Origin of the sequence: Vibrio sp. Vb2880 (assembly GCF_033337975.1) — a bacterium.
Taxonomy (GTDB): Bacteria; Pseudomonadota; Gammaproteobacteria; order Enterobacterales; family Vibrionaceae; genus Vibrio; species Vibrio alginolyticus.
Window position 1 is genome coordinate 21,746 of record NZ_JAWORT010000028.1, and the last position, 22,722, is coordinate 44,467.

At 44.6% G+C, this 22,722-nt stretch carries 19 protein-coding genes and 1 tRNA gene; 7 read left to right on the forward strand and 13 right to left on the reverse strand.

The genetic code is table 11. The features are described 5' to 3' along the window. Positions 1-331: 331 nt before the first annotated feature. The 3 genes from gltX to chiP all read right to left on the reverse strand — a co-directional run bounded on the left by gltX (position 332) and on the right by chiP (position 3,778). Entirely contained in the window at positions 332-1,759 is a 1,428-nt protein-coding gene (gene gltX, locus R7M92_RS21810) for a glutamate--tRNA ligase (RefSeq protein WP_005384075.1), read from the reverse strand. A 177-nt stretch (positions 1,760-1,936) separates the two neighbouring features. Beyond that, on the reverse strand, positions 1,937-2,533 hold the full coding sequence (locus R7M92_RS21815; RefSeq protein WP_031780870.1) for a DUF2057 domain-containing protein: 597 nt from the start codon (positions 2,531-2,533) through the stop codon (positions 1,937-1,939). Positions 2,534-2,656: 123 nt separating this feature from the next. Then, positions 2,657-3,778, reverse strand: a complete 1,122-nt coding sequence (gene chiP, locus R7M92_RS21820; RefSeq protein WP_005382007.1) for a chitoporin — start codon at positions 3,776-3,778, stop codon at positions 2,657-2,659. Between the two features lie 478 nt (positions 3,779-4,256). On the opposite strand from chiP, the gene R7M92_RS21825 reads away from it, so the two are divergent. Together R7M92_RS21825 and R7M92_RS21830 are read left to right on the forward strand one after the other, a co-directional pair. Continuing rightward, entirely contained in the window at positions 4,257-6,953 is a 2,697-nt protein-coding gene (locus R7M92_RS21825) for a heavy metal translocating P-type ATPase (protein WP_318134281.1), read from the forward strand. A 21-nt stretch (positions 6,954-6,974) separates the two neighbouring features. Continuing rightward, positions 6,975-7,424 (forward strand): DUF411 domain-containing protein, encoded by a 450-nt coding sequence (locus tag R7M92_RS21830; RefSeq protein WP_005382005.1) that lies wholly within the window; start codon positions 6,975-6,977, stop codon positions 7,422-7,424. 65 nt (positions 7,425-7,489) lie between these two features. Here R7M92_RS21830 and R7M92_RS21835 read toward each other — a convergent pair whose 3' ends face one another. Together R7M92_RS21835 and R7M92_RS21840 are read right to left on the reverse strand one after the other, a co-directional pair. Continuing rightward, positions 7,490-8,182, reverse strand: coding sequence for an oligogalacturonate-specific porin KdgM family protein (locus tag R7M92_RS21835; protein WP_005382004.1), 693 nt, complete (start codon positions 8,180-8,182; stop codon positions 7,490-7,492). A gap of 439 nt (positions 8,183-8,621) precedes the next feature. Next, positions 8,622-11,273 (reverse strand): beta-N-acetylhexosaminidase, encoded by a 2,652-nt coding sequence (locus tag R7M92_RS21840; RefSeq protein WP_318134283.1) that lies wholly within the window; start codon positions 11,271-11,273, stop codon positions 8,622-8,624. A gap of 494 nt (positions 11,274-11,767) precedes the next feature. On the opposite strand from R7M92_RS21840, the gene R7M92_RS21845 reads away from it, so the two are divergent. Further along, positions 11,768-12,640, forward strand: a complete 873-nt coding sequence (locus R7M92_RS21845) for a TraB/GumN family protein (protein WP_253657014.1) — start codon at positions 11,768-11,770, stop codon at positions 12,638-12,640. A gap of 151 nt (positions 12,641-12,791) precedes the next feature. Beyond that, a complete protein-coding gene (locus tag R7M92_RS21850) occupies positions 12,792-13,175 on the forward strand; it encodes a hypothetical protein (RefSeq protein WP_411974286.1) in 384 nt (127 codons plus the stop codon). A 442-nt stretch (positions 13,176-13,617) separates the two neighbouring features. Here R7M92_RS21850 and R7M92_RS21855 read toward each other — a convergent pair. Further along, positions 13,618-13,694 (reverse strand) — tRNA-Pro (locus tag R7M92_RS21855). A 259-nt stretch (positions 13,695-13,953) separates the two neighbouring features. Between R7M92_RS21855 and R7M92_RS21860 the strand changes: the two genes are divergently transcribed. From R7M92_RS21860 to rluF, 3 genes are all read left to right on the forward strand, one after another. Continuing rightward, positions 13,954-14,094 (forward strand): DUF3149 domain-containing protein, encoded by a 141-nt coding sequence (locus R7M92_RS21860; RefSeq protein WP_005382236.1) that lies wholly within the window; start codon positions 13,954-13,956, stop codon positions 14,092-14,094. Positions 14,095-14,226: 132 nt separating this feature from the next. Further along, positions 14,227-14,808: a DNA endonuclease SmrA gene (gene smrA / locus R7M92_RS21865; protein ID WP_005382233.1), complete on the forward strand. Its 582-nt coding sequence runs from the start codon at positions 14,227-14,229 to the stop codon at positions 14,806-14,808. 94 nt (positions 14,809-14,902) lie between these two features. Next, a complete protein-coding gene (rluF, locus tag R7M92_RS21870) occupies positions 14,903-16,060 on the forward strand; it encodes a 23S rRNA pseudouridine(2604) synthase RluF (RefSeq protein ID WP_238952230.1) in 1,158 nt (385 codons plus the stop codon). 64 nt (positions 16,061-16,124) lie between these two features. Here the strand turns inward: rluF and ybaK are convergent, their stop codons facing one another. The 7 genes from ybaK to prfA form a co-directional block, all read right to left on the reverse strand. Then, on the reverse strand, positions 16,125-16,598 hold the full coding sequence (ybaK, locus tag R7M92_RS21875) for a Cys-tRNA(Pro) deacylase (RefSeq protein WP_005382231.1): 474 nt from the start codon (positions 16,596-16,598) through the stop codon (positions 16,125-16,127). A gap of 102 nt (positions 16,599-16,700) precedes the next feature. Beyond that, positions 16,701-18,383: a bifunctional UDP-sugar hydrolase/5'-nucleotidase UshA gene (gene ushA, locus R7M92_RS21880; RefSeq protein ID WP_005382230.1), complete on the reverse strand. Its 1,683-nt coding sequence runs from the start codon at positions 18,381-18,383 to the stop codon at positions 16,701-16,703. Positions 18,384-18,603: 220 nt separating this feature from the next. Continuing rightward, positions 18,604-19,455 (reverse strand): 3-deoxy-8-phosphooctulonate synthase, encoded by an 852-nt coding sequence (kdsA, locus tag R7M92_RS21885; protein WP_318134287.1) that lies wholly within the window; start codon positions 19,453-19,455, stop codon positions 18,604-18,606. 53 nt (positions 19,456-19,508) lie between these two features. Beyond that, on the reverse strand, positions 19,509-20,318 hold the full coding sequence (locus R7M92_RS21890; protein ID WP_318134288.1) for a SirB1 family protein: 810 nt from the start codon (positions 20,316-20,318) through the stop codon (positions 19,509-19,511). A gap of 6 nt (positions 20,319-20,324) precedes the next feature. After that, the gene (locus tag R7M92_RS21895; RefSeq protein WP_005382225.1) at positions 20,325-20,708 is read right to left on the reverse strand and encodes a SirB2 family protein; all 384 of its coding nucleotides are present in this window, start codon (positions 20,706-20,708) and stop codon (positions 20,325-20,327) included. Between the two features lie 40 nt (positions 20,709-20,748). After that, positions 20,749-21,603, reverse strand: coding sequence for a peptide chain release factor N(5)-glutamine methyltransferase (gene prmC / locus R7M92_RS21900; protein ID WP_017634841.1), 855 nt, complete (start codon positions 21,601-21,603; stop codon positions 20,749-20,751). 3 nt (positions 21,604-21,606) lie between these two features. After that, positions 21,607-22,695 carry a peptide chain release factor 1 gene (prfA, locus tag R7M92_RS21905; protein ID WP_005382222.1) on the reverse strand — a complete coding sequence of 363 codons (1,089 nt, stop codon included), beginning with the start codon at positions 22,693-22,695 and terminating at the stop codon, positions 21,607-21,609. Positions 22,696-22,722 lie beyond the last annotated feature (27 nt).

Consider the following 22,722-nt stretch of genomic DNA (forward strand, 5'->3'; position numbering starts at 1 on the left):
CCACGACGCAAACGTTTGCTTTAATTTTTGGAACAACATAGCTAAAGCAAAGATTTTTCTTAAAAATGAGACAAATAAAATGGAACTTTAAGGAACATGGATAAAAATCAATCAGATATTTGATATATAATCGCTCGTTTTTTATTCATGCCAACGATATTTGGATTAAAAAATCTTATCCATATTGAGGTAAATTACAGGTGAAACCATCTCTTCATTCACCAATATGAGAGAAAGTTTCTCGTTATCTAAATTGAAGATACAAAAAAGCCGCGGTTGCTCACCGCGGCTTTGTGACTATTTATTCAAAAGAACGTTCAGTTCAAAGCAATTATGCGTTTGCTTCACGCTCAGCAATGAACTCAAGCGCCATCTTAATGCGAGCAATACAGCGCTCTTTTCCAACCAGCTCCATTACTGCATCGACAGAAGGAGACTGACCCCCGCCTGTTACAGCAACACGTAATGGCATACCGATTTTGCCCATGCCGATTTCCAACTCTTCACATACTGCTGCGATAACGCCATCTTTGATGTTCGCTGTCGTCCATTCAGTTAGTGCTTCCACTTTCGCTAATGCAAGTTCTAGAGGCTCTTTAGCCACGCCACGCAGGTGTTTCTTCGCTGCGCCCGCTTCAAACTCAGAGAAATCTTCATAGAAGTAACGGATTTGCTCAGCTAGCTCAACTAGTGTGTTGCAACGCTCACCCACCAGCTTGATCACGTCAGTAATAGCAGGACCATTCGTTACGTCTAGTTTTTGTTGGTCTAGATGCCATTGTAGATGCTCAGCAACGTACGCAGGATCTGAGTTCTTGATGTAGTGGTTGTTCAACCATTGCAGTTTGTCAGTGTTAAAAGCAGACGCTGACTTAGATACTGCGTTTAGGCTAAATAGATTGATCATCTCTTCTTGAGAGAAGATTTCTTGGTCCCCATGAGACCAACCAAGGCGCACTAGGTAGTTGTTTAGTGCCGCAGGCAGGTAGCCCATATCGCGGTATTGCATGACTGATACAGCGCCGTGACGTTTAGACAGTTTCGCGCCGTCATCACCCAGGATCATTGCACAGTGTGCAAATGTAGGTACTGGCGCACCTAGTGCTTCGTAGATGTTGATTTGACGAGGCGTGTTGTTGATGTGGTCTTCGCCACGAACAACGTGAGTGATACCCATGTCCCAGTCATCCACTACTACACAGAAGTTGTAAGTAGGTGAACCGTCTGTACGACGAATGATTAGGTCATCCATTTGATCGTTGCGGATTTCAATGCGACCACGGATTTGATCATCAAATACTACGCTGCCTTCTTTCGGGTTACGGAAACGGATAACACATGGATCGCCATCTTTTGCCGCTTCGTTTGCTGCTTTGATTTTTGGATGGTTAGCATCGTAGCGAGGCATTTCTTTATTTGCTTCTTGCTCTGCACGGATTTCATCTAGCAGCTCTTTAGACGCGTAACATTTGTAAGCTTTGTCTTCAGCAAGAAGCTTATCAACCATTTCGTTGTAACGGTCAAAACGTTGAGTTTGGTAGTAAGGACCTTCATCCCACTCCAAGCCTAGCCATTCCATGCCTTCAAGAATTGCATCAACCGCTTCCTGAGAGTTACGCTCAAGGTCTGTATCTTCGATACGTAGAACGAATTCACCACCTTGGTTTTTAGCGTATAGCCAAGAGTAAAGTGCAGTACGCGCACCACCAACGTGTAGATAGCCAGTTGGGCTAGGAGCAAAACGAGTTTTAACCGTCATTTGAGTTCCTTAGGGGTAATGAGCAACGAGAGATCTCTCGTTGTAATGTCAAGGATAAAAGTGGCGACATTTTACCACCGTAAGTCAATTCTACAATCGGTTTGACACCAGAAATAAAAACAGGGCAGAACCAAAAAGGCACAGCCCTGCTATTTACTGTTAAAGCACGAGACGAAATTACTTCAGGTTACGCATTGCCCATTGCATAAATTCTTGCTGCTCTTCACGGCTCAATTCATTAAACGATGCTTTGATTGTTTTGGTTTCCGCTGGAGAAGACGCAATGCTTGCCTTAGTCGATTCTTTATTCATTGCGTTATTATAGTCGGCAACTTCTCGTTCGTAATCACGAAAACCTTGCAAACCACCTTTACGAAGTTGAACCATAGAGAATGCCACTTCTTTTCCGTTTTTGTCTTTCAATACCACTTTAGGATCGAGTTCGAAGGCTCTCGCCTCTTCAATAGTACGGAATGTTTGATAAGCCAGAGAAAGCTCGGTGTCTTTTTCTGCATCAAACTCTAATACCAGCGGCTGCGAATCGAATTTACGGCGCTTTCCATCTTCAAATACGATTTGTCCAACCGTTACCGCTAATTGGTTTTCCCCATCCTTTAACTCGATGCTGTTGTTCTTGGATATCCACTCAGGGTAGACGAACTCGCCGTTGAGAACGCGAGGAACTAATTCAGATTGCAGAGTGAGTTGAGCAGCAAAAGCTGGCGCCGAAAGCATTGCGCAAAGTCCGAGAAGTGTCGTTGTTTTTTTCATCATGGTTTCTCACTTTATACCAATTTAGATAAGCCTCTAAAATTTACAGGCCAGTCATTTCAAAGGCTTATTTGAATAAGTATCAAGATAAAAAGGGCGTTTCCGCCCTTTTAGCTGCTTCTTTAGTTAGAAGTAGTATTCAACGCCTACAGAGAACTCGTCGTAGTCAGCAGACTTCCAACGTGCTTCTGTTGGTTTATCTAATTGAGACGCACCGTCGCCAAAGTCTAGAGTACGAGCACGTACGTACAGCACTGCCGATGGGTCTACGAAATACATAACTTGTGCTGATAACACATCGTCCGCTGTATCGTTAATTTTCTTACCATCACGCTCTAGATCAAAGTTAGCGGCGTAAGCCAGTTTGTATTGCCAATCACCCGTGGTGTACATGATAGCGGCAGACATTGCATCTTGCTTTTCACTCACACCATTGCTTGCGTCCGCCTCCATGTATTTGTATTGGGCGAAGAAAGAGATCCCGTTATCAAACCAGCCTTGTGCCCCTACCAAGTACGTGTTGTTTTCCCACGTTTGGCTTTCCATCTTGATATTACGGTTACCTTCATATGCCGCATCTAACTGGATAGGACCAATTTTGTAGTGTGCTGCGATACCACCCCAGTAGTCATCCCCTTCACCTAGACCTGCTTTATCACCTGCACCAGCTGCGATATCTAGGGAGAATTTGTCAGCAAACATTGGAGAGTCCCAGCGGATAGTGTTTGATTGACGGTCTTGGTACTTGGCGCCACCAATAGCACCACCCCAGTCGTATACATCGCCCAGGCCAGGGTTAGATGCTGGCCAGTCAACCAATTCGTACATAGGTGTCAAAACGCGACCCAGGCGAATTTGCCCCCAAGATGCACTTTCAAAACCGACGAATGTGTCACGTTCACCAAGACCTGCGCCCTCGCCACCAAAGCTAGGGTCTACATAACCGCCTTCGATTTGCCAAATAAAAGTAGGGTCGAAGTTAGCAAATTGTTTCTTACCACGGAAACCGATACGAGATTCGTTGTTTAGCTGCATGCCACCCAAGTCATCGTCCGTTGCTTTGCTGCCAGAATCGTAATCGCGGTACGCGGCCTGCATCGCGATGATCCCGTAAACTTCATAAGAAAATGAATCTTTGGTTAGAAACTCTTTTGCTGCGTCACTGTTTGCACCATCAGCAAATGCAGCACCACTGAACATCATGCCGGTAATTGCCGTGGCAAGTAGGCTTTTCTTTAGGTAAGACATTATAAACCCCTATATTTTTAGTTTTTTCCATTTTCAAATTCACTAACTAGGACATGGCAGGAACTTGAAACAGTGTTTGGACGGGGCAAATATGACAAACTTTTTTCGTACTAAAAAACTTTCCCTACAGCAATCTGAGCGACTTCAAAATGAGAAGATCAAAAATAAAATAAATCAATAAAAAACAACTATTTAACATCAACTATAAAAAATAAAAAACGTTAAAAGTACGTTTTGACACTGAACTGACATTGAGAGCATCTAAAAAACGTGAGCGACTTCATTCATCTTTTAGGTGTTTTAACGGAACTTTATATTCAAAGAGAAAAAACCTTGAGATCACTCGCAAGTAAAATGACCGTGCACTTGTGGGATTCGAGAGATTTTGACGAAATTGTTGTGAGTAGCAAATGGGTATTGACCTTACCCTTGCAGGAAGGTTTAAGCTCATAGCATCACTACTATTGAGGTGCAGATTATGTATCAGTTAGTTATACCTTTATCAGGGCTCAACTGCATGGGCTGTGCGAGAAAAGTTGAGAATGCTTTACATGCGAATCACGATGTGGAGATCCTCAATTTGTCCCCGACGCAAGTAGAGGTCAAAACCGAGTCTTCTCTTAAAGAGCTCGTCTCGTCGATTGAATCTCTTGGTTACCAAGCAGGAAATCACTACGAACTAAGCCTTTCAGGCTTAAGCTGTGGCGGTTGCGTCAAAAAACTTTCATCTTTATTAGAATCTAATCAAGACGTTATTTCTTTTGAGGCTTCAACAACGCACTTAGAGATTCGTACCCTCCTCTCCGAGCAACAAGTGATCGACTTAATAGCAACACTCGGCTATACCGCCAACCTTGATTCTGTTGAAGTAGAGAACGAAAGCTCACCAGAGACCGAACAGGTAGAAAAGCAAAGCAATATTAAAGATACGCAGGTGCCACCAGCGAGTATTCAATTGCAAATGCTGATTCAAGGCATGACGTGTGCGAGTTGCGTATCTTCAGTAGAGAAAGCACTTACTAACGTAGAAGGCGTTGAGAAAGCACAGGTCAACCTTGCAGAACAAAGCGCACTAGTATTCGCAAGCCAAGACTCTGATGACCTCCTTAACGCAATTGTTGAATCGGTAAAACAAGCCGGTTACCAAGCAGAGATCCTACAAGACGCCGCAACCCAGCAAGAAAAGCAAGCACAGCAACAACGTCAGCAACAAAAACGCTTTAAACTGGATGCTATTGCTGGCCTTGTCGTCGGTGCCCCTTTAATGATTTGGGGCGTAGCTGGCGGCAATATGATGATTCGCAACACCAACGACCAATTAGCTTGGGGCGCGATCGGTATCGTATGTTTACTCCTTCTTGCCACAGCAGGGAAACACTTCTTCAGTAACGCTTGGTTAGCAGCTACTCACAAGCGCGCCACCATGGACACGTTAGTCGCGCTCGGTACTGGCGCAGCGTGGTTCTATTCGATGCTTGTGGTGATTTTCCCAGACTGGTTCCCTCTTGCTTCACGCCACGTGTACTTTGAAGCGAGTGCAATGATCATCGGCTTAATTTCTCTTGGTCACTATATAGAAGCAAAAGCCAAAGCAAACACAACACGCTCATTGCAAGCTCTGATTAACCTGCAACCTCAGCAAGCTACGGTAATCACGGAACAAGGCGATCAACAAATCGCGGTTGAGCAAATCACGTTAGGCATGAAACTGCGTATCAAACCAGGCGAGAAAGTGCCTGTTGATGGTGTTGTGATTCAAGGTGAATCATACATTGATGAGTCGATGCTCACTGGTGAACCAGTACCAGTGTTAAAAGCGCAAGAGGCTCAAGTGTCTGCTGGGACATTAAATACCGATGGTGGATTAGTCATTGAGGCAACGGGCATTGGCGCAAATACCATGCTGGCTCGTATCATCCGCATGGTGCGCACAGCGCAAAGCAGTAAGCCAGCCATCGCGAAACTGGCAGACCAGATTTCATCGGTGTTTGTCCCTGTCGTTGTTGGCATAGCAATACTGGCCGCGCTCGTTTGGTTTGCCGTTGGCCCAGAGCCAAAAGCGAGTTATATGCTGGTGGTCACCACAACCGTCCTGATCATCGCCTGCCCTTGCGCCCTAGGCTTAGCAACCCCACTTTCTGTCACGGTGGGAGTGGGTAAAGCCGCAGAGCTCGGCATTCTGATCAAAGACGCCGACGCCCTTCAATTGGCAAGCAAAGTCGACACGGTTGTATTCGACAAAACTGGCACGCTTACCCAAGGTAAACCTAGCGTTCAGCAAGTGTTTACTCACGCCACCAGCCAAGAAGATCTATTGGCTTTAGCGTATGCGGCAGAGCGTCAGTCTGAGCACCCACTGGCAAAAGCGGTATGTGATTACGCCAAACGACACGACGCAAAGGATGTCTCATTAGACAAGTTTGAGAACGTTCGCGGGCGCGGCATTTTGGCGACGTATCAAGATAAACCGCTGCTCATTGGTTCGCTTCAATTTATGCAAGCAGAGAACGTCGAGACTAGCGCACTAAAATCTGCCATCGATGAATGCGCAAAAAATGCGTGGACTCCGGTAGCTGTGGCATTGAACGGCGAACTGATCGGTCTGATCGCCATTGCCGACCCGATCAAATCAGATGCGAAACAAGCGCTCTCTGCATTAAAATCGCAAGGCATCAAAACGGTAATGCTGACGGGCGATAGCCAACACGTTGCCAATGCTATCGGCCAAGAACTTGGTATTGATGAAGTGATTGCCCAAGTAATGCCAGATGAGAAAGCTCAGCACATTGAGCAACTTCAATCTCAAGGACATGTCGTGGCAATGGTGGGGGATGGCATTAACGACGCCCCTGCTCTCGCGTTATCCAACCTCGGTATTGCTATGGGTAGCGGCAGTGATGTCGCCATTGAAAGTTCGCAAATGACCATCCTGAACACGTCACCAATGGCGGTAGTACATGCGATTGAACTCTCTCGCGCTACACTTAAGAACATGAAGCAAAACCTATTTGGTGCCTTTGTTTACAACTCGTTGGGTATTCCAGTTGCCGCTGGTGTGCTTTATCCAGCGTTTGGATTTTTGCTCAGTCCTGTTGTCGCAGGAGCGGCAATGGCACTGTCTTCAATTACTGTCGTTAGTAATGCAAATCGACTACGACTGTTTTCAGTAAAATAACCACTTCTTTTTGAGGGTATTATGAAGTTGAAACTATTGACCTTTGCAATGCTTGCGACCGTGTCCGCCAACGTATTGGCAGCCGATGTCATTAACCATAAATCGCCATACTGTGGCTGTTGTGGAGAATGGACAAAACACATGGAAGAGAACGGCTTTACGGTCGAAGAAAAATTGCACGATGACATGAACGCCATCAAACGCGATCTAGGCATCAAGAATGAACAGCTTTACTCTTGCCACACGGCAGAGATCAACGGCTATCTGTTTGAAGGTCACATTCCAGCCGAAGACATTAAAGCGTTTTTGAAAAATCCACCACGTAACGCAAAAGGCCTATCAGTACCGGGCATGCCAATGGGCTCCCCTGGTATGGAATATGGCGACAAAAAAGACAGCTACACCGTTTACGCCTTTAACGAAAAAGGCCAAGTGTTCGAATATAGCCACCACGAAGGCAACGACCAATAAAAACAAAGCCCAGCGAGATAAACCGCTGGGCTTTTTCTTAATGGACAGTTAAGACAAATATAAAATTAGAAGCCGTAAGAGGCACCAAATACAAAAGCGTTATTCACTAGACTGTCACCACTCGCGTTTTCTGCACCGTGTGCTTGACTACGGAACTCAAAGTAAGGTTGAACACCTTTACGAGTCCACGTTGCACGAAGCTCGTGGTCCATGGTTTCCGCTTCAATCATGTAGACGTTGTTGTAGCTTAGCGTCACATCCTCATTCATCACGTAACCGATGCGGTTGTCCATGCGGTAATCTGTATCCGCATCTGCGTCTGTCGCATCAATGTGCGCACGAGTACGGTTACTTAAGGAGATGCCGTTATCGAAGTTGTAACCGATCTTAACCAATGGACGGTACTGTACATTCTCGCCAGCAGAGAACAGGTGTTGGTAACCAGCGGCAACCCATAAATGATCGGTAATATTAAATGACTGCTCACCACCCACAGTGATTGCTGGTGTTGTGTTACCTGCGCCACCGTTTTCTGTTTCCAGTTTACCCAACTGAATACCATCAAATTCGGTGTAAACCGTAAAGCCGCCGAATTGGTTATCAAAAGTATGACCAGCTTCCAGTGTAGACGTAACGTCCGAACCATGAATTCGACCATCATCGTGGAATTGAACATTACCTGTTACGTAAGAAGAACCAGCAAAAGCGCTAGAAGCGAAAGCGAGAGAAAGAGCACTCAGTGCAAAAATGTTTTTCATAATTACTGCCTTTATTTATTCACGTTATGCGATAGTTTTAGAGGGCATCTCTTCCCTTTTATCGCAAACTTTGGAATGTGCCTCCTTGGCGTTCGCAATATTGTTTCAATTAATTCGCGATGGAAAATAAAACATTTTAAAAAGTGATCTTGTTCAAACCGACGCTCAACAACCCTGATAAAAACATGGAAAATACAGTCACTTATCGTATTTTTATAAAATTATTCAAAAAATAGAAGTGTGATCGTAAACAGATAATTTATTGATATTTAGCAGATTAAGTCGATCCAGTTCACAATAACCTTGACCATTACAACCCAAAACTTATTTATCAATGAAAAATAATTAGACATCGATCACGCTTAATTTCCTCAAAAAATAAAGAAAGCCCCAACATGATGTTGAGGCTTTGCCAAAAAATTAACTTACAAGAATTGAGTTATTTCACGCTGGTCACTCGACTTGCTTTCTCACCGGTTGCTGACACGGAACGGATAAACACTTCACCTTTCACATTTGGACGAGCATTATCTGCGTAAGTTAGCCAGTTCTTGCCGTCTAGAGAGTATTGAAGCGTCACCCCTGGGAACTGAACGTTCATTGCTAGCTTGCCATCTTCTACTTTCGCACCTGGTACAGGCAGGCGGTAGTCGATACCTGATTTTTCTAGCTTAGCCAGTTCACGTTGGCCAAGTACGTTCGCAAAGCGGTTGTAGTCTTGGTTTAGCGCGACTTTGTCTACTAGGTTAGAGTTTTGCGAGTATTCAACACCCACTTTGTAGTCGTTTTCCCAATCAGCACGGTGCCATGCACGCTCAGCGGCTGCTAGTACGCGAGGGAATACCATGTACTCGTATTGCTCGTCGTTACGTACTGTCTCAGACCACAGCTGTGCTGATAGACCATAGAAAGGTTTCGCTTCGATTTCACCTTTACCAGTGAAGCCGTTACCATCGCGGTCTACAGAGGTTTCTGCGTTCTGAGGCATGTTCTCTGGTGCAAAACCAAACATCTTACGAGTATCTGTTGCACGCGTCGCCCAGTAGTAACCACGCTCTTTCGGGTCAACTTCGTACGGCATGTCCATGTATACGTAGTCTGGGTTAGAAACGATAACGTCGTAACCTTTCTTAGACCATTCGTACACTGATGATGTGCCGCCCCAGTAAAGAACGTCCCAGAAGTTAACACGCGTGTTTTCTGTTGCGAACGCTTTCTCACCTTCACTGTACTTAAGGCCATCTTGCCAAGCTTGGAAGTTTGGAATGCCTTTCTCTGCCACCATCTTCGACACTTCTTCTGCAAAGTGGCTTGGTAGATGAGCAAAATCGCTTACCGTACCGTCTGCAATTAGCGTCTGACATTGTGGTGACTGTGCGAATGGCTTGTCTTGCTTAGACAAATCAATGTTACCCTTCCAGCTTACTTTGTCTTCTGCGTTGATGTCTTGCAGACCAGCGCCTAGCTTGATGTTCTTCGCTTCGTCACCACCAAAGTGCCATGTTGTTAGCGGCGTGCCCGCTTCTTGGTGCATTGCTGCTACTTCTGAAATCACTTTATCAACAAAGCGAGTTGAAGATTCCATACATGGGTTGATGAAGCTTTGCTTGTTGTAGAACTGAACCGTCGTTACGTTCGATGTATCTTGAGGATCCATCAGGCGGTACTCGTTCGCTTCTGCTTCTTTACCTTCTTCCATTAGACGGTCGTAACGTGCTTCCATTGATACCACTGCTGCACGAGCGTGTGCTGGCATATCGATTTCAGGAATCACTTCGATGTTACGCGCTTTCGCGTACTTCAAGATGTCCACGTAGTCTGCTTTGCTGAAGAAGCCAGAACCAAAGTTGTCTGTCGTTGCACCTGAGCCAAGCTGAGGCAGTAAACAGCTTTTCTCGTCCAAATCGAAACAACGGTTAGCACCAACTTCAGTCAGCTCAGGCAGACCCGGGATTTCTAAACGCCAGCCTTCATCATCCGTTAGGTGAAGGTGAAGTTTGTTCATCTTGTACGCGGCCATTTGGTCAAGTGTTGCAAGAATCGCGTCTTTAGAGTGGAAGTTACGAGCCACGTCCACCATCACACCACGGTAATCAAAACGCGGCGCATCTTTAATAGACAGTTGTGGTAGAGAATCAGCATTTTGGCTATCTACCAGGCCAAAGATAGATTGTACTGCGTAGAAAGCACCTGCTTGGTCAAACGCTTTAATCGCAATACCGTCGCCTTTGATGCTCATTTCGTAAGCACCAGATTTTGCCAATTCACTGGTGAAGTCTGCAGGAACAACAGTGATGCTTACAGGAAGATCACCACGAACATCCACACCTACCACTTCTGCACGACCTTGAATTGCTGCGTATTGAGTCGCATCGAATGCGTCTTTAGGCAGCGCAATACCCGCCGCGATATCTACCGTACCTTTACCTGCTTCAACAGACATTGGCGTTGGTAGTAACGTGGTTGATACGTCTTGTTTTGCTAGATCTTCGTTCTTCTCGAAACGAGACACAGCGCTCGCAAATACGTTGTTGTCATCTGGCGTACGTTTTAGGTTGTTACCCTCAAGGCCAGTCACGAAAGATGCAACGTCTTCTGTGTTAAGAGAAGCGATCATCTTAGGCTCTGCATTTGGTGCAGCAACGAAAGCGCCTGGCATGAAGTCAGTTTCAAATAGCTGCCAGTATTCAGCAACAAGAGGAAGCACAACCTCTTCACCCGCAGCAAAACCATCAAACTTATCTGTTGGTTCTAGTTTGTGTAGATCACCCGTTACGCGAGAGATTTTGAACTGTTCGTTTTCAACATCCAGAATCAGACGAATGCTGTGGAAGTAAATAGCCCAATCTTTTGAGTCAACCGCTTCACCTTGGTTAACCAGCGTCATGTTTACCTTGTTACAAGACGCCCACTCAGCCCCTAAGTCCTGACAAGCAAGACCTTCGTTTGCACCGTGGTTAGTCAACACTTGGTATTGAATATCAAGATTATTAGCCAACGAATTTACAACTTGTTGTTCAGAGCTTTTCAGCGCAGAGCAACCTGCTAATGTAGTGATAACAGAAACAGCAATCAGACTAGGTTTAAACATCTTACTTCCCCAAAAAAGTCAGTGGTTCAAAACGACAATGATAAAAATCTCGGCCCCTCAAATGCGAGGTACCTAACCGTTACATTCAACATACAACCTGTTATTTCTAAGCGTAAAATAAATAGAAATAGGAAGTGATCCAGTTCAAAAAATGACACTCAGCAAAAACAATAAAAACCTAATTTTCATGGAGTTACAATACACGTTAAAATCGAACAACTTGTTTTGACGAGTTTGCTGCGATCTAGGTCACTTATATTCATGAGTTACGACTGATTTTGTAAGATTTGGATCACGCCTAATTATTTTGTGAACCATTAGTAAGCGAATTACCTATTTACCTTTCGTGAAGTGACTCTCATTTATTCGTCGTCAAAACTCGTCAATATTTTTAGAAATGACGATTTTGTCGAATACACCACTGGAGAAATTGCACTTAACCTCACACTATTTTGCGTATAAAGTTTAAAGGTATCTTATCTGAGGGCCACTCTATGTTTCGTCTCTTGACGCTCATATCATCTCTACTTGTTACTTTGACTCCTTTTTCCTCTTATGCAGAGCCACAGCATTGGTTAGCGAAAAAAGGGGAAACCGAACTTATGATTATTGGCTCGGTACATGTGGGGGATAAAACGATGTACCCACTCCCTAGAACGGTCATCCAGCACTTAAGCCAAAGCGCAGGGTTGATTATTGAAGCAGACGTCAGGAATTCTGAAGGCTTGGTTTACCCACAAACAACCATTCTTTCGAAAGATGTTTTAGACAGAGCTCAACGTCGCCACTTAATTGAAATTGCCCAAGATTTAGGTTTGCCAGAAACTCAACTCCTAAATTCCCCACCTTGGATGGCTGCATTCACCATCCAACTCGCTTTAGTCAACAAACTGGGGTATGTCTCTGATAAAGGGGTCGACATGCACTTAATAGGACTCGCTGATAAAAAGCAAATCCCGGTCATTTCACTAGAGTCCGTGCAATTCCAAATCGATTTAATCGCAGGTCAATCAGAAGGCGGTAAAGAGATACTTCTCTCGTCAATTGAAGAATATGATGGCGGAGAAGAGTTGGTTCAATGCTTGATAGAGAGTTGGAAGAGCGGTGATGGTAGCATGTTGGTCGAAGCCTCTTTGACCGATCATACAACAGAAGAGTTTAACCAAGCCTTTTTATACGAGCGTAATCGAGATTGGGCTAAAAAACTCGACACTGGCAGTGTTCTACCTCAGCAAGCGGGTCGTTACACCGTTGTTGTTGGTGGCTTGCATTTAGTAGGTAAAGATAACCTGATTGAACTGCTTAAAAATCGGGGTTTTAACATCAAACCACTGGGTAAGACGCGCCAAGCAAATTGTGATATCTAGTGATTGTTTGAAAAATGCCATTTAAATACAATTATTTAAATACAACCATTTAAAATTCATTCAAACTTTCTTATAAAACGCCGTTAAGCTAAGTGGATACAAAACAACTCATATGAAATTTAAATATTTATTCCTATACACGATTGGAGTTATGCTCACTTCTTCGTTGTCTTATGCTAAACCGCCATGCAACGTAGAATCTTTTCAAGCTATTGATATAACTCCGGAAGTAAAGGGCGGTGTTTTAGATAAAGAGAGTGGTCAATTTCTTATTACCGAAAAACCAATGATACGTTGCGCGAACATCACGTTTTCAACAGCCCACACTCGAAATCGCGTTGCACATATGATGAACCAAGGCTTTGAAGCGGTTTACTATGATGGAAATACAAGCAAATCTCACTCAGTAACGTTTGATGAAGACGATTTAAAAGCGGGTTACGTCAAGATTGGTCCAAATCACCCAAAGACCGCTTATGTCTGTTTCACTACTTCTGAAACTCCTATCAATACTATCTCGTGTGACATCAAGTAATAAATTTACTCGCTCTAAAAAATGAAAAGGCCCTACATTTCTGTAGAGCCTTCCTCTCAATATGTGTCGGTGAAGTGCCACATTCGAACATCAGACGAACCCCAATTTGATTCGATACTATTGAAGTCTAAAATTACTAGCGCCAAAAACGACGAAAGCCTGCTCATTGAGCAGGCTTTCTAAAAGTGGTCGGTGAAGTAGGGATTCGACGCGACTGGGCTTCCAGAGGACTGGCATTCCAGACCCCGATCCTCTGGTTCCAAATAAATATCACCAAATACGAAAAAGGCTCTACATTTCTGTAGAGCCTTTTTCTCAATATGTGTCGATGAAGAGCCATATTCTAACTTCAGGCGAACCCCATTTGGTTCGCTACTATCAAAGTCAAATTTGCTGCCGCTAAAACGACGAAAGCCTGCTCATTGAGCAGGCTTTCTGAAAGTGGTCGGTGAAGAGGGATTCGAACCCCCGACCCTCTGGTCCCAAACCAGATGCGCTACCAAGCTGCGCTATTCACCGAGATGTTTAACTGAGGAATTGTCCCCGTCAACGAATGCGTATATTACGGATTCTGAACTGTGGCGCAAGTGCTTTTTACAAAAAAACCTTAGGTCTTAATTCGTTTGATGAATAACTGAACACTAGCACGTAAAATGTGACTGATAACTCACAACAAAATACAGTTTATTAACCTTAGCAACATAATTGATCCAGATCAGTGTGCAACAAGACACCGCCATTTAGTTTATTCCTGTCGGGAACATCTTGGAGGAAACGTATGGACTTTTGGCTTGATCTCCTATTTGGTAATGCAGTGGGTCTATCGTCAATGATAGTAATTTTTGGGGCAATTGGTCTGATGTTATTTTACGGCGGTTTCTTCATATACAAGATCATGAACGACAAATCTCCTCACTAGATCTCGCTTAGCTCTAGAAACGCTTTGCACCGGAGTCGGTTACTTGCCTACTCCGGTTTTTTATTTGATCTCAATGCACCACTCATTGATATAATCCTATTATTCTTCCCTGTTCTTAATGAGATTACTGCTATGTCTCACGACGACGATTTTGATCTATTTCAACAGATGATGGGCGATGTAAAGCCAATCACTCAAGACACCACCGAACACAAAAAAGTACACCAAGTAACAGAAGCACAGCTCGCAAAACGCGAAGCAGCAATCTGGTTAACGGAAGATGACCCAGAATACCTATCACTTGATCACGCTGAAATGCTCAAGCCAGAGGACTTTGTTGAGTTCAAACGTGATGGTGTACAGGACGGGGTTTACCGCAAACTTCGTCTTGGTAAGTATCCAATCCAAGCTCGCTTGGATTTGCACCGTAAAACATTGAAAGAAGCACGTGATGAAGTCGTGACGTTTTTAAAGCAATGCCTATCAATGGACATTAGAACGGTCGTTATCGTCCATGGTCGAGGAGAACGCTCAAATCCACCTGCAATGATGAAAAGCTTTGTTAGCAGTTGGCTACGACAAATAAAGGAAGTCCAATGCGTCCATAGTGCGCAACGCTTTCACGGTGGAACTGGAGCCGTTTACGTCCTACTTAGAAAAAGTGCGGAAAAGAAATTAGAAACCCGCGAACGTCACCAAAAACGGTTAGGCTAAATTTCACCCTAATGCTAGAATGCCCGCCCTTATTCTTCCTTCCCCTTAGAGGAAGGGAGCTTCATTCGCCGTTGTGAAACGTTAGGAGACAAAAATGTCACAAGACAACGCTAAACGATTAAATAAATTCATCAGTGAAACGGGGTTTTGCTCACGCCGTGAAGCAGACAGACTGATTGAGCAAGGCCGTGTCACCATTAATGGCAACAAACCTGAAATGGGGACAAAAGTGCTACCTGGTGATGATGTTTGTGTGGATGGTAAGCCAGTGGCAGCAAAAGAGAAGCCGATTTATATCGCTCTCAATAAACCAACAGGCATCACCTGTACAACTGAGAGAGACGTCCCTGGAAACATCGTTGATTTCATCGGCCACCAAAAACGTATCTTTCCGATCGGCCGCTTAGACAAACCCTCTGATGGTCTGATCTTTTTGACCAACGATGGCGACATCGTGAACAAAATCCTTCGCGCAGGCAACAGCCACGAAAAAGAGTACGTCGTACGCGTGGACAAGCCAATTACAGGCGAATTTCTCAAACAGATGTCGAGTGGCGTTAAGATTCTCGACACAGTCACCCTACCTTGTAAGGTAACAAAAGAGACTAAATTCTCTTTCCGTATTGTGCTCACTCAAGGACTTAACCGTCAGATCCGTCGCATGTGTGAAGCGCTGGGCTATGAAGTATTCAAGCTGCGTCGCGTACGCATCATGAATATCTCTCTTGATGGTATTCCCAATGGGAAATGGCGTTATCTAAGTGACGAAGAAGTGGCAGAGATCCTAGCAATGTGTGAAGGCTCGGTAGGTACAGAAGAAGCATCAAAAACAGACTCTAGAGGTCGCAACATTCGTAAAGCGACCGACGCGAAGCTGTTTGATAGCCGTGAAGAAAACCAAGATTCTACTGCTCGTCGTAACCAGAAGACACGAACTTTCCGTGGTAACAATGCTGATGAATTCCGTCATGCACCAAACTCGAAAAAAGGTCAACAAAAGCGTCGTCAGCGTGATGATGAAGGCGGACGTCCAGCTAAAGGACATTACAAAGTGAAACCACAAGGTGAACGCAGCAGACCGCAAGGCGAGCATGGTAAATCACACCGTAAACCAGATGCATCGAGCAATACGCATTCAGCAAACAAGCCTCAATCACCGAGTAAGCCCAAGCAGCATTACATGAACCCAAATGCCGCGAAACCAAGTAAACCAGCTAAACGCACTGGTGGTACATTGAGTCTGAAGAAGTAACGCTTCACTGACAGGCAAGATCAAAAAAGGACGCTCATGAGCGTCCTTTTTATTTGTCATGAGTTTACAAACAAAGAGGTGCAAACTGACCGCGAGTTAAGCTCAGCAAATCTCTCGGGGCTAACTCAATTTCTAAACCACGTTTACCAGCACTCACACAGATTGTGTCTTGCTCTGCTGCGCTTTCGTGCAAAAAAGTAGGTAAGGCTTTCTTCTGCCCTAGTGGGCTAATTCCACCAACGACATAACCTGTGGTCTTTTGGGCGATTTCCGGATCAGCCATATCGGCCTTTTTGCCCTTCGCTGCTTTCGCCGCCAGTTTTAGGTTCAGCTTTTGATCAACAGGGATAATCGCAACCGCAAGGTTCTTTGGCTCCCCGTTCAAGCAGAACAACAAGGTTTTAAATACTGTTTTCGGATCCTGTCCTAGCACTTCAGCAGCTTCTAAACCATAACTATCGGCTCTAGGATCGTGCTCATACTGATGAATCGTGTGTGGAATTTTTTTCTTTTTCGCAAGATTAATGGCCGGAGTCATCAAGATTCTCCTCATAAAAACAAAAAGCGCAGATTGAATTGGATCTGCGCTTTTAGTTAATGATATCAGCGAGTTTGAGTCAATCGCTTTTTCTCTGTTGGGTTACTGATCAATCGCCGTATCAACTAAATACGTGATTTCACCTGAAGGGGCATACTCATTAACATCAATAGGGCTATGTGTTTCTAAATAATCCTTCAAAACCTCAGCATCGGTAAAACCTGTATTTACATACCCTGGATGATCGTCGATTTTAGGGTAACCATCTCCACCAGCAGCATTATAGCTTGGTACGGTAAAGCGGTAATTACCATCTAAGCGAAGTTGCTTATTACCAATGAACACATTGGTTACCTCACCATTATTGATACTCATCGCAATGCCGGCAAACTGCGCGTAAGCTCCAGAGTCGACAGGTTTAGTTGCAACGACATTTAGGTAATCCAATACTTCTTTGCCCGTCATATCAACGTAAGAGACCATATTGCCAAATGGCTGAACAGTCAGCACATCTTTGTAGGTAATCTCACCTGCTGCAATCGAATCGCGAACGCCGCCAGAATTCATTACGGCGAAATCTGCTTTCGCACGTTCCATGTGAGCCGTTGCAATTAATCGACCTAAGTTTGTTTGCTGGTAACGAACCACATTGCGGTCACCCTCAAGCTTACCGTTAGATTCTGCAATCTTCACGTTTAGTTTGCCCTGACCTTTTTCTTGATAAGGACGAAGAAACTCAAGCATCATTTCGTCTTGTTTAATCTCATCTTGGATCAAGACTCGTTGCGACTGACCATCAACTTTAACTTTCTTTTTCAAGTTTACAGGGATTAGATCGTAGCTCACCATCGAGAGTTCGCCATTACGAAACTCGTAATCGGCGCGTCCCACATATTTCCCCCACTCATGTGCCTGAACAATAAAGGTACCATTTTGTTTATCGGGCTGACATTCATCACCTGGTTTAAAGTTCTTTTTGATAACGTTTGGACCTTCCATGCACACAGGTTCTTGTGAGTGTCCTCCAACGATCATGTCGAGATCGCCGTCATTCAAATAACGAGCTAACGCCACATCGCCAGGAGCATTGATGCCTCTATTACCATTTTCATAGTGTCCCATATGCGTGACAGCAAAAATCAGATCTGGATACTCTGTTTCTTTCAGTTCTGCAATCAGCTTCTTGGCTTCTTCTTTTGGGTCACGGAAGTCAATTTGTTCAATGAATTCAGGGTTGCCAAGTTTCGCTGTGTCTTCGGTTGTAAGGCCAATGACCGCAATTTTAATGCCCTGCTTTTTAAACATCGCGTATGGTTGGAATAAACGCTTGCCAGTATTTTTATCGTAAATATTGGCAGACAACATCGGAAAGTTTGCCCACTCTTGCTGCTTGAATAGCACGTCCAATGGATTATCAAACTCATGATTACCTAGAGCCATCGCATCGTAACCAATTTTGCTCATGCCTTTAAAATCCGGCTCGGCATCTTGTAAATCAGACTCAGGTACTCCTGTGTTGATGTCACCACCAGAAAGCAGTAACACGCTGCCCCCCTCAGCCTGTATTTCTTCGCGCAAATCATCGATTAACGTTTTACGCGCCGCCATGCCATATTCACCGTATCGATTTTGCCAAAAGCGACCATGATGATCGTTAGTGTGCAACACGGTCAATTTATAGGTTGTATCGGCATTCCATTCTGGTGCAGGTTGCGTAGCACACCCAGCTAACGAGGCCAAGATAGCGGCACTCAAAACAGTTTTGATCATCAGACGCTGATTCATTTATTTACCTTTTTCTTATTGGGATTACTGAAGCACATTTTAAGCATTCGATCTATTTGAAAACCACGTGCACCCTAACACATTGATTTAATAATTATGATGCATTGTTTAGCAATAACAAATTCATCCGTAACAAGTTTGAGAATTCACGGCTTTTCAGATAAAAAAATAGCCAACACTCGGTTGGCTATAGTATTTGTTACCACCAGTCATCTGGCGTTTACTTGATATCTATATCTGCAAAGCTCTTGATCAGATCATCAAGCGATTTCATTTGTGCTAAGAATGGCTCTAACTTGTCTAGAGGCAGTGCAGATGGGCCATCACAACGCGCTTGGTCTGGGTTTGGGTGCGCTTCGATAAATAGACCTGCGATGCCTGTCGCTAGACCCGCTTTTGCAAGTTCAACTGTCTGCTCACGACGGCCGCCAGATGCTGCGCCTGATGGGTCACGCATTTGTAGTGAGTGCGTTACGTCAAAGATGATTGGGCTACCTTTCGAAGCATTTTTCATCACACCAAAACCAAGCATATCAACCACTAAGTTGTCGTAGCCGTGGCAAGAACCGCGCTCACATAGGATGATCTTGTCGTTACCGCATTCTGCGAACTTCTCAACGATGTTACCCACTTGACCAGGGCTCATAAATTGAGGTTTCTTCACGTTTATAACCGCACCTGTTTTGGCCATAGCTTCAACAAGGTCAGTTTGACGAGCTAGGAATGCAGGAAGCTGAATAACGTCTACCACGTCAGCGACAGGTTGAGCTTGCGCTTCAGTGTGAACGTCCGTGACGATCTTTACACCAAAAGTGTCTTTCAGCTCCTGAAAGATTTTCATACCTTCTTCCAGACCTGGACCACGGTATGAATGAACAGAACTGCGGTTTGCTTTGTCAAACGACGCCTTAAATACGTAAGGAATACCAAGTTTTTCCGTTACTTTTACGTAGTGCTCACAGATCTGCATCGCAAGATCACGAGACTCAAGAACGTTCATACCTGCAAATAGGGTGAATGGCTTGTCGTTAGCAACCTGAATGTCGCCGATATTAACGATTTTCTGTTCCATTTTGATTCTCTTTTTCTGTCCACGATACGCCACAGTTCGGCACATCGATAAAATTAGTGAAGTGTGACGTGCGTTCCACTCATCACATTAACTTGTGATTTTAGTAGCTCAGAAGCCGGATCGTCAGGGCATTGGTCAATAAAGTACTGAAAATCTGATACCGCTACTTGAGGGCACTCTAGCTGTTGGAAAATAAAACCACGGTCACGAATTTCGTATGGGTCATCTGGCACAAACGTTAGAGCAAGATTCGTACAACGTAATGCCAACGTATAATGCTCTTCACGCAACATCGCACTTTTAATCAATGCCAACCAGCGACCAATAATTGTTGGGTTGTCAGCTTCCTCAAAATGTTCAGGCTTTAGCTGAGCTAACGGTCCTTCCTGACCAATAAGCCAAGCTTGAAGAATCCTTTCACCTACATACTCACCATTAAATGGATTGATGTAGTCTGGCTTCTTATGCATCCAGTCGACTTTTAACAAGAACTGAGTAGGGAAAGTAACTCCCTTCAGCGGGAAACCCAGCTTTTTGCCTAGGTATAACAAAATCGAACCTAAGCTCACAGGAATACCTTTTCTGCGCTCCAACACTTTATCGATGAAGCTGTTGTCCGAAATAAAGTATTCCTGCTCGTCGCCTTTGAATCCCCACTCGTGGAAAAAAAGTCGTAGGAATGCATCAAATCGTTGCTCTTCATCGGTTTCATGAACAAGCGTGGCTTCTGCATCTTTGTAAAGACGCTCTAACTCTTGTTTCGCCCAATGTACTTTGGTTTCTGGGTTAATCGCTTTGTTTAGCTCAAGCGCACCTTCCACCAACGGTATATTGTCAAAATCTTCGTCAAAAAACTCTAACATGACGTCTTATCCAAATAACGTAGGGCTCTTAGACACAGCAATGTTTGCAGCCATGACCAACCAACCTAATGCGCCGAAAAAGCCAAATATCTTCAGTAGGTTGTTTTTCGCAAGTTTCAATGAGAAGAATCCAAGCGCAATGTACGCCAGTACGCAGGTGATTTTGTTTGTTAACCACGGTGCGGCATCGGTAAACGGGATGAAACCCGTAATGAAAATAAGCGCGATACCTGACACTAGCAATGCAGTATCAACGATGTGGGGAAACACTTTCAAAAAGCGATTATTTCGCTTCGGTGAGTTCATCATCATTAACACGAATCGGATCGATAGTAGCGTCGCGCTGAGCGCAATCGTCACTAAGTGTATGTGTTTTAGAGCTACGTACATTTTTCTTCTCTTTTTAGTTAGTGTTTGCTGACTTCCATGATTAACTGGCCAGACAACCAAGTGTTACTCGATCGTTACCGCCATAATCTTTTTCCGTAGCGACCTGTTGGTAACCAAAGCCACGCATTATCTCACGCACCGCCTCACCTTGATCATAACCATGTTCAAATGCCAGCCAACCGCCCACTTCAAGATACTGACGAGCAAGATCCGAGATATGACGAATATCAGCTAAGCCATTCTCTTTAGCAACTAATGCAGATTTTGGCTCAAAGCGCACATCACCTTGGGATAAATGTGGATCTTTTTCATCAATATATGGCGGGTTGGAGACAATTAAAGCAAACTTCGTACCTTCTGTAATAGGCTCAAACCAACTGCCTTGAGCAAAGGTCACATTTTTGATGTTTAGCTGCTCAGCATTGTACTCTGCAAGTGCTTTCGCTTCTTGCTTAAGGTCTACGCCCATCACTTGACGCTTTGGCATTTCAGATGCAAGCGCGATGGCGATAGCTCCCGTCCCCGTTCCAAGATCTAAAATAGGCCCAGTTTGCTCGTAGGTCTTATCGAGTGCAACTTCGACCAAACGTTCTGTATCCGGTCTAGGTATCAGGGTAGAAGGAGAAACTTTAAACGGTAAAGACCAAAACTCTCGCTCACCAATAATATAAGCGACGGGTTCACCAGTTAAACGTCGTTCAAGTAGAGCGTCAAACTGAGATTTTTGCTCTGCTTCTAACGCTTTTTCTGGCCAGGTCAGCAGGTAAGTTCGTGGTTTGCCAAGGACATGGCAAAGGAGTACAGCTGCATCGAGAGAAGGCGACTCTTTGCCGCCTTCTGCCAGTTTCGCCGTCGCACTTTTCAGTGCTTGCTCAATCGATTGAACTTGGCTCATCGATTAGCCGTTCTCTGCGAGCGCCGCAAGTTGGTCTGCTTGGTGCTCTTGAATCACAGGATCAATCAAGCTTTGCAGGTCACCTTCCATCACTTCGTTCAAACGATAGATGGTTAGGTTGATACGGTGATCAGACACACGACCTTGTGGGTAGTTGTATGTACGAATACGGTCACTACGGTCACCAGAACCTAGAAGGTTACGACGTGTATCAGACACTTCTGCGGCACGACGCTCTTCTTCAGCTTGAACGATACGAGCAGCAAGAACCGCCATTGCTTTCGCTTTGTTCTTGTGCTGTGAACGCTCATCCTGACACTCTACTACCGTACCCGTTGGTAAGTGGGTAATACGGATTGCAGAATCCGTGGTGTTAACGTGCTGACCACCCGCGCCAGATGCACGGAACGTATCGATTTTCAGGTCTGCCGCTTTGATTTCTGGCAGATCCGCTTCTGGGATTTCCGCCATTACTGCTACTGTACAAGCAGAAGTATGCACACGACCTTGAGACTCTGTTGCTGGAACACGCTGTACACGGTGACCGCCTGACTCAAACTTCAACACGCCGTATGCACCGTCGCCGCTTACTTTCGCGATCATCTCTTTGTAACCGCCGTGCTCTGCTTCGTTAGAAGACATCACTTCAATACGCCAACCACGCTTTTCTGCGTACTTGCTGTACATACGGAATAGATCACCCGCGAAGATACCCGCTTCGTCGCCACCCGCACCTGCACGAATTTCTAGGAAACAGTTACGATCATCGTTCGGATCTTTTGGCAGAAGAAGAATCTGTAACTCATCAGTAAGACGCTCAATCGTCGCTTTTGCTTCTTTGATTTCTTCTTGCGCCATTTCACGCATTTCTTCGTCGTCTTCGTTTGCCATCTCTTCAGCGGCGACAAGATCTTCTTGTGCTTGTTGATAAGCTTGGAAGCACTTGGTTACTTCTTCTAGCTGAGAGTACTCTCTTGATAGAGCACGGAATTTGTCCTGGTTTCCAATTACATCAGGATCACCAAGAAGATGTTGAACTTCTTCGTAACGTTCTACTAGCGTTTCTAGCTTAGTCAGAATAGAGGCTTTCATAGTGTCGTTTTCTTAATAAAAAGCGTG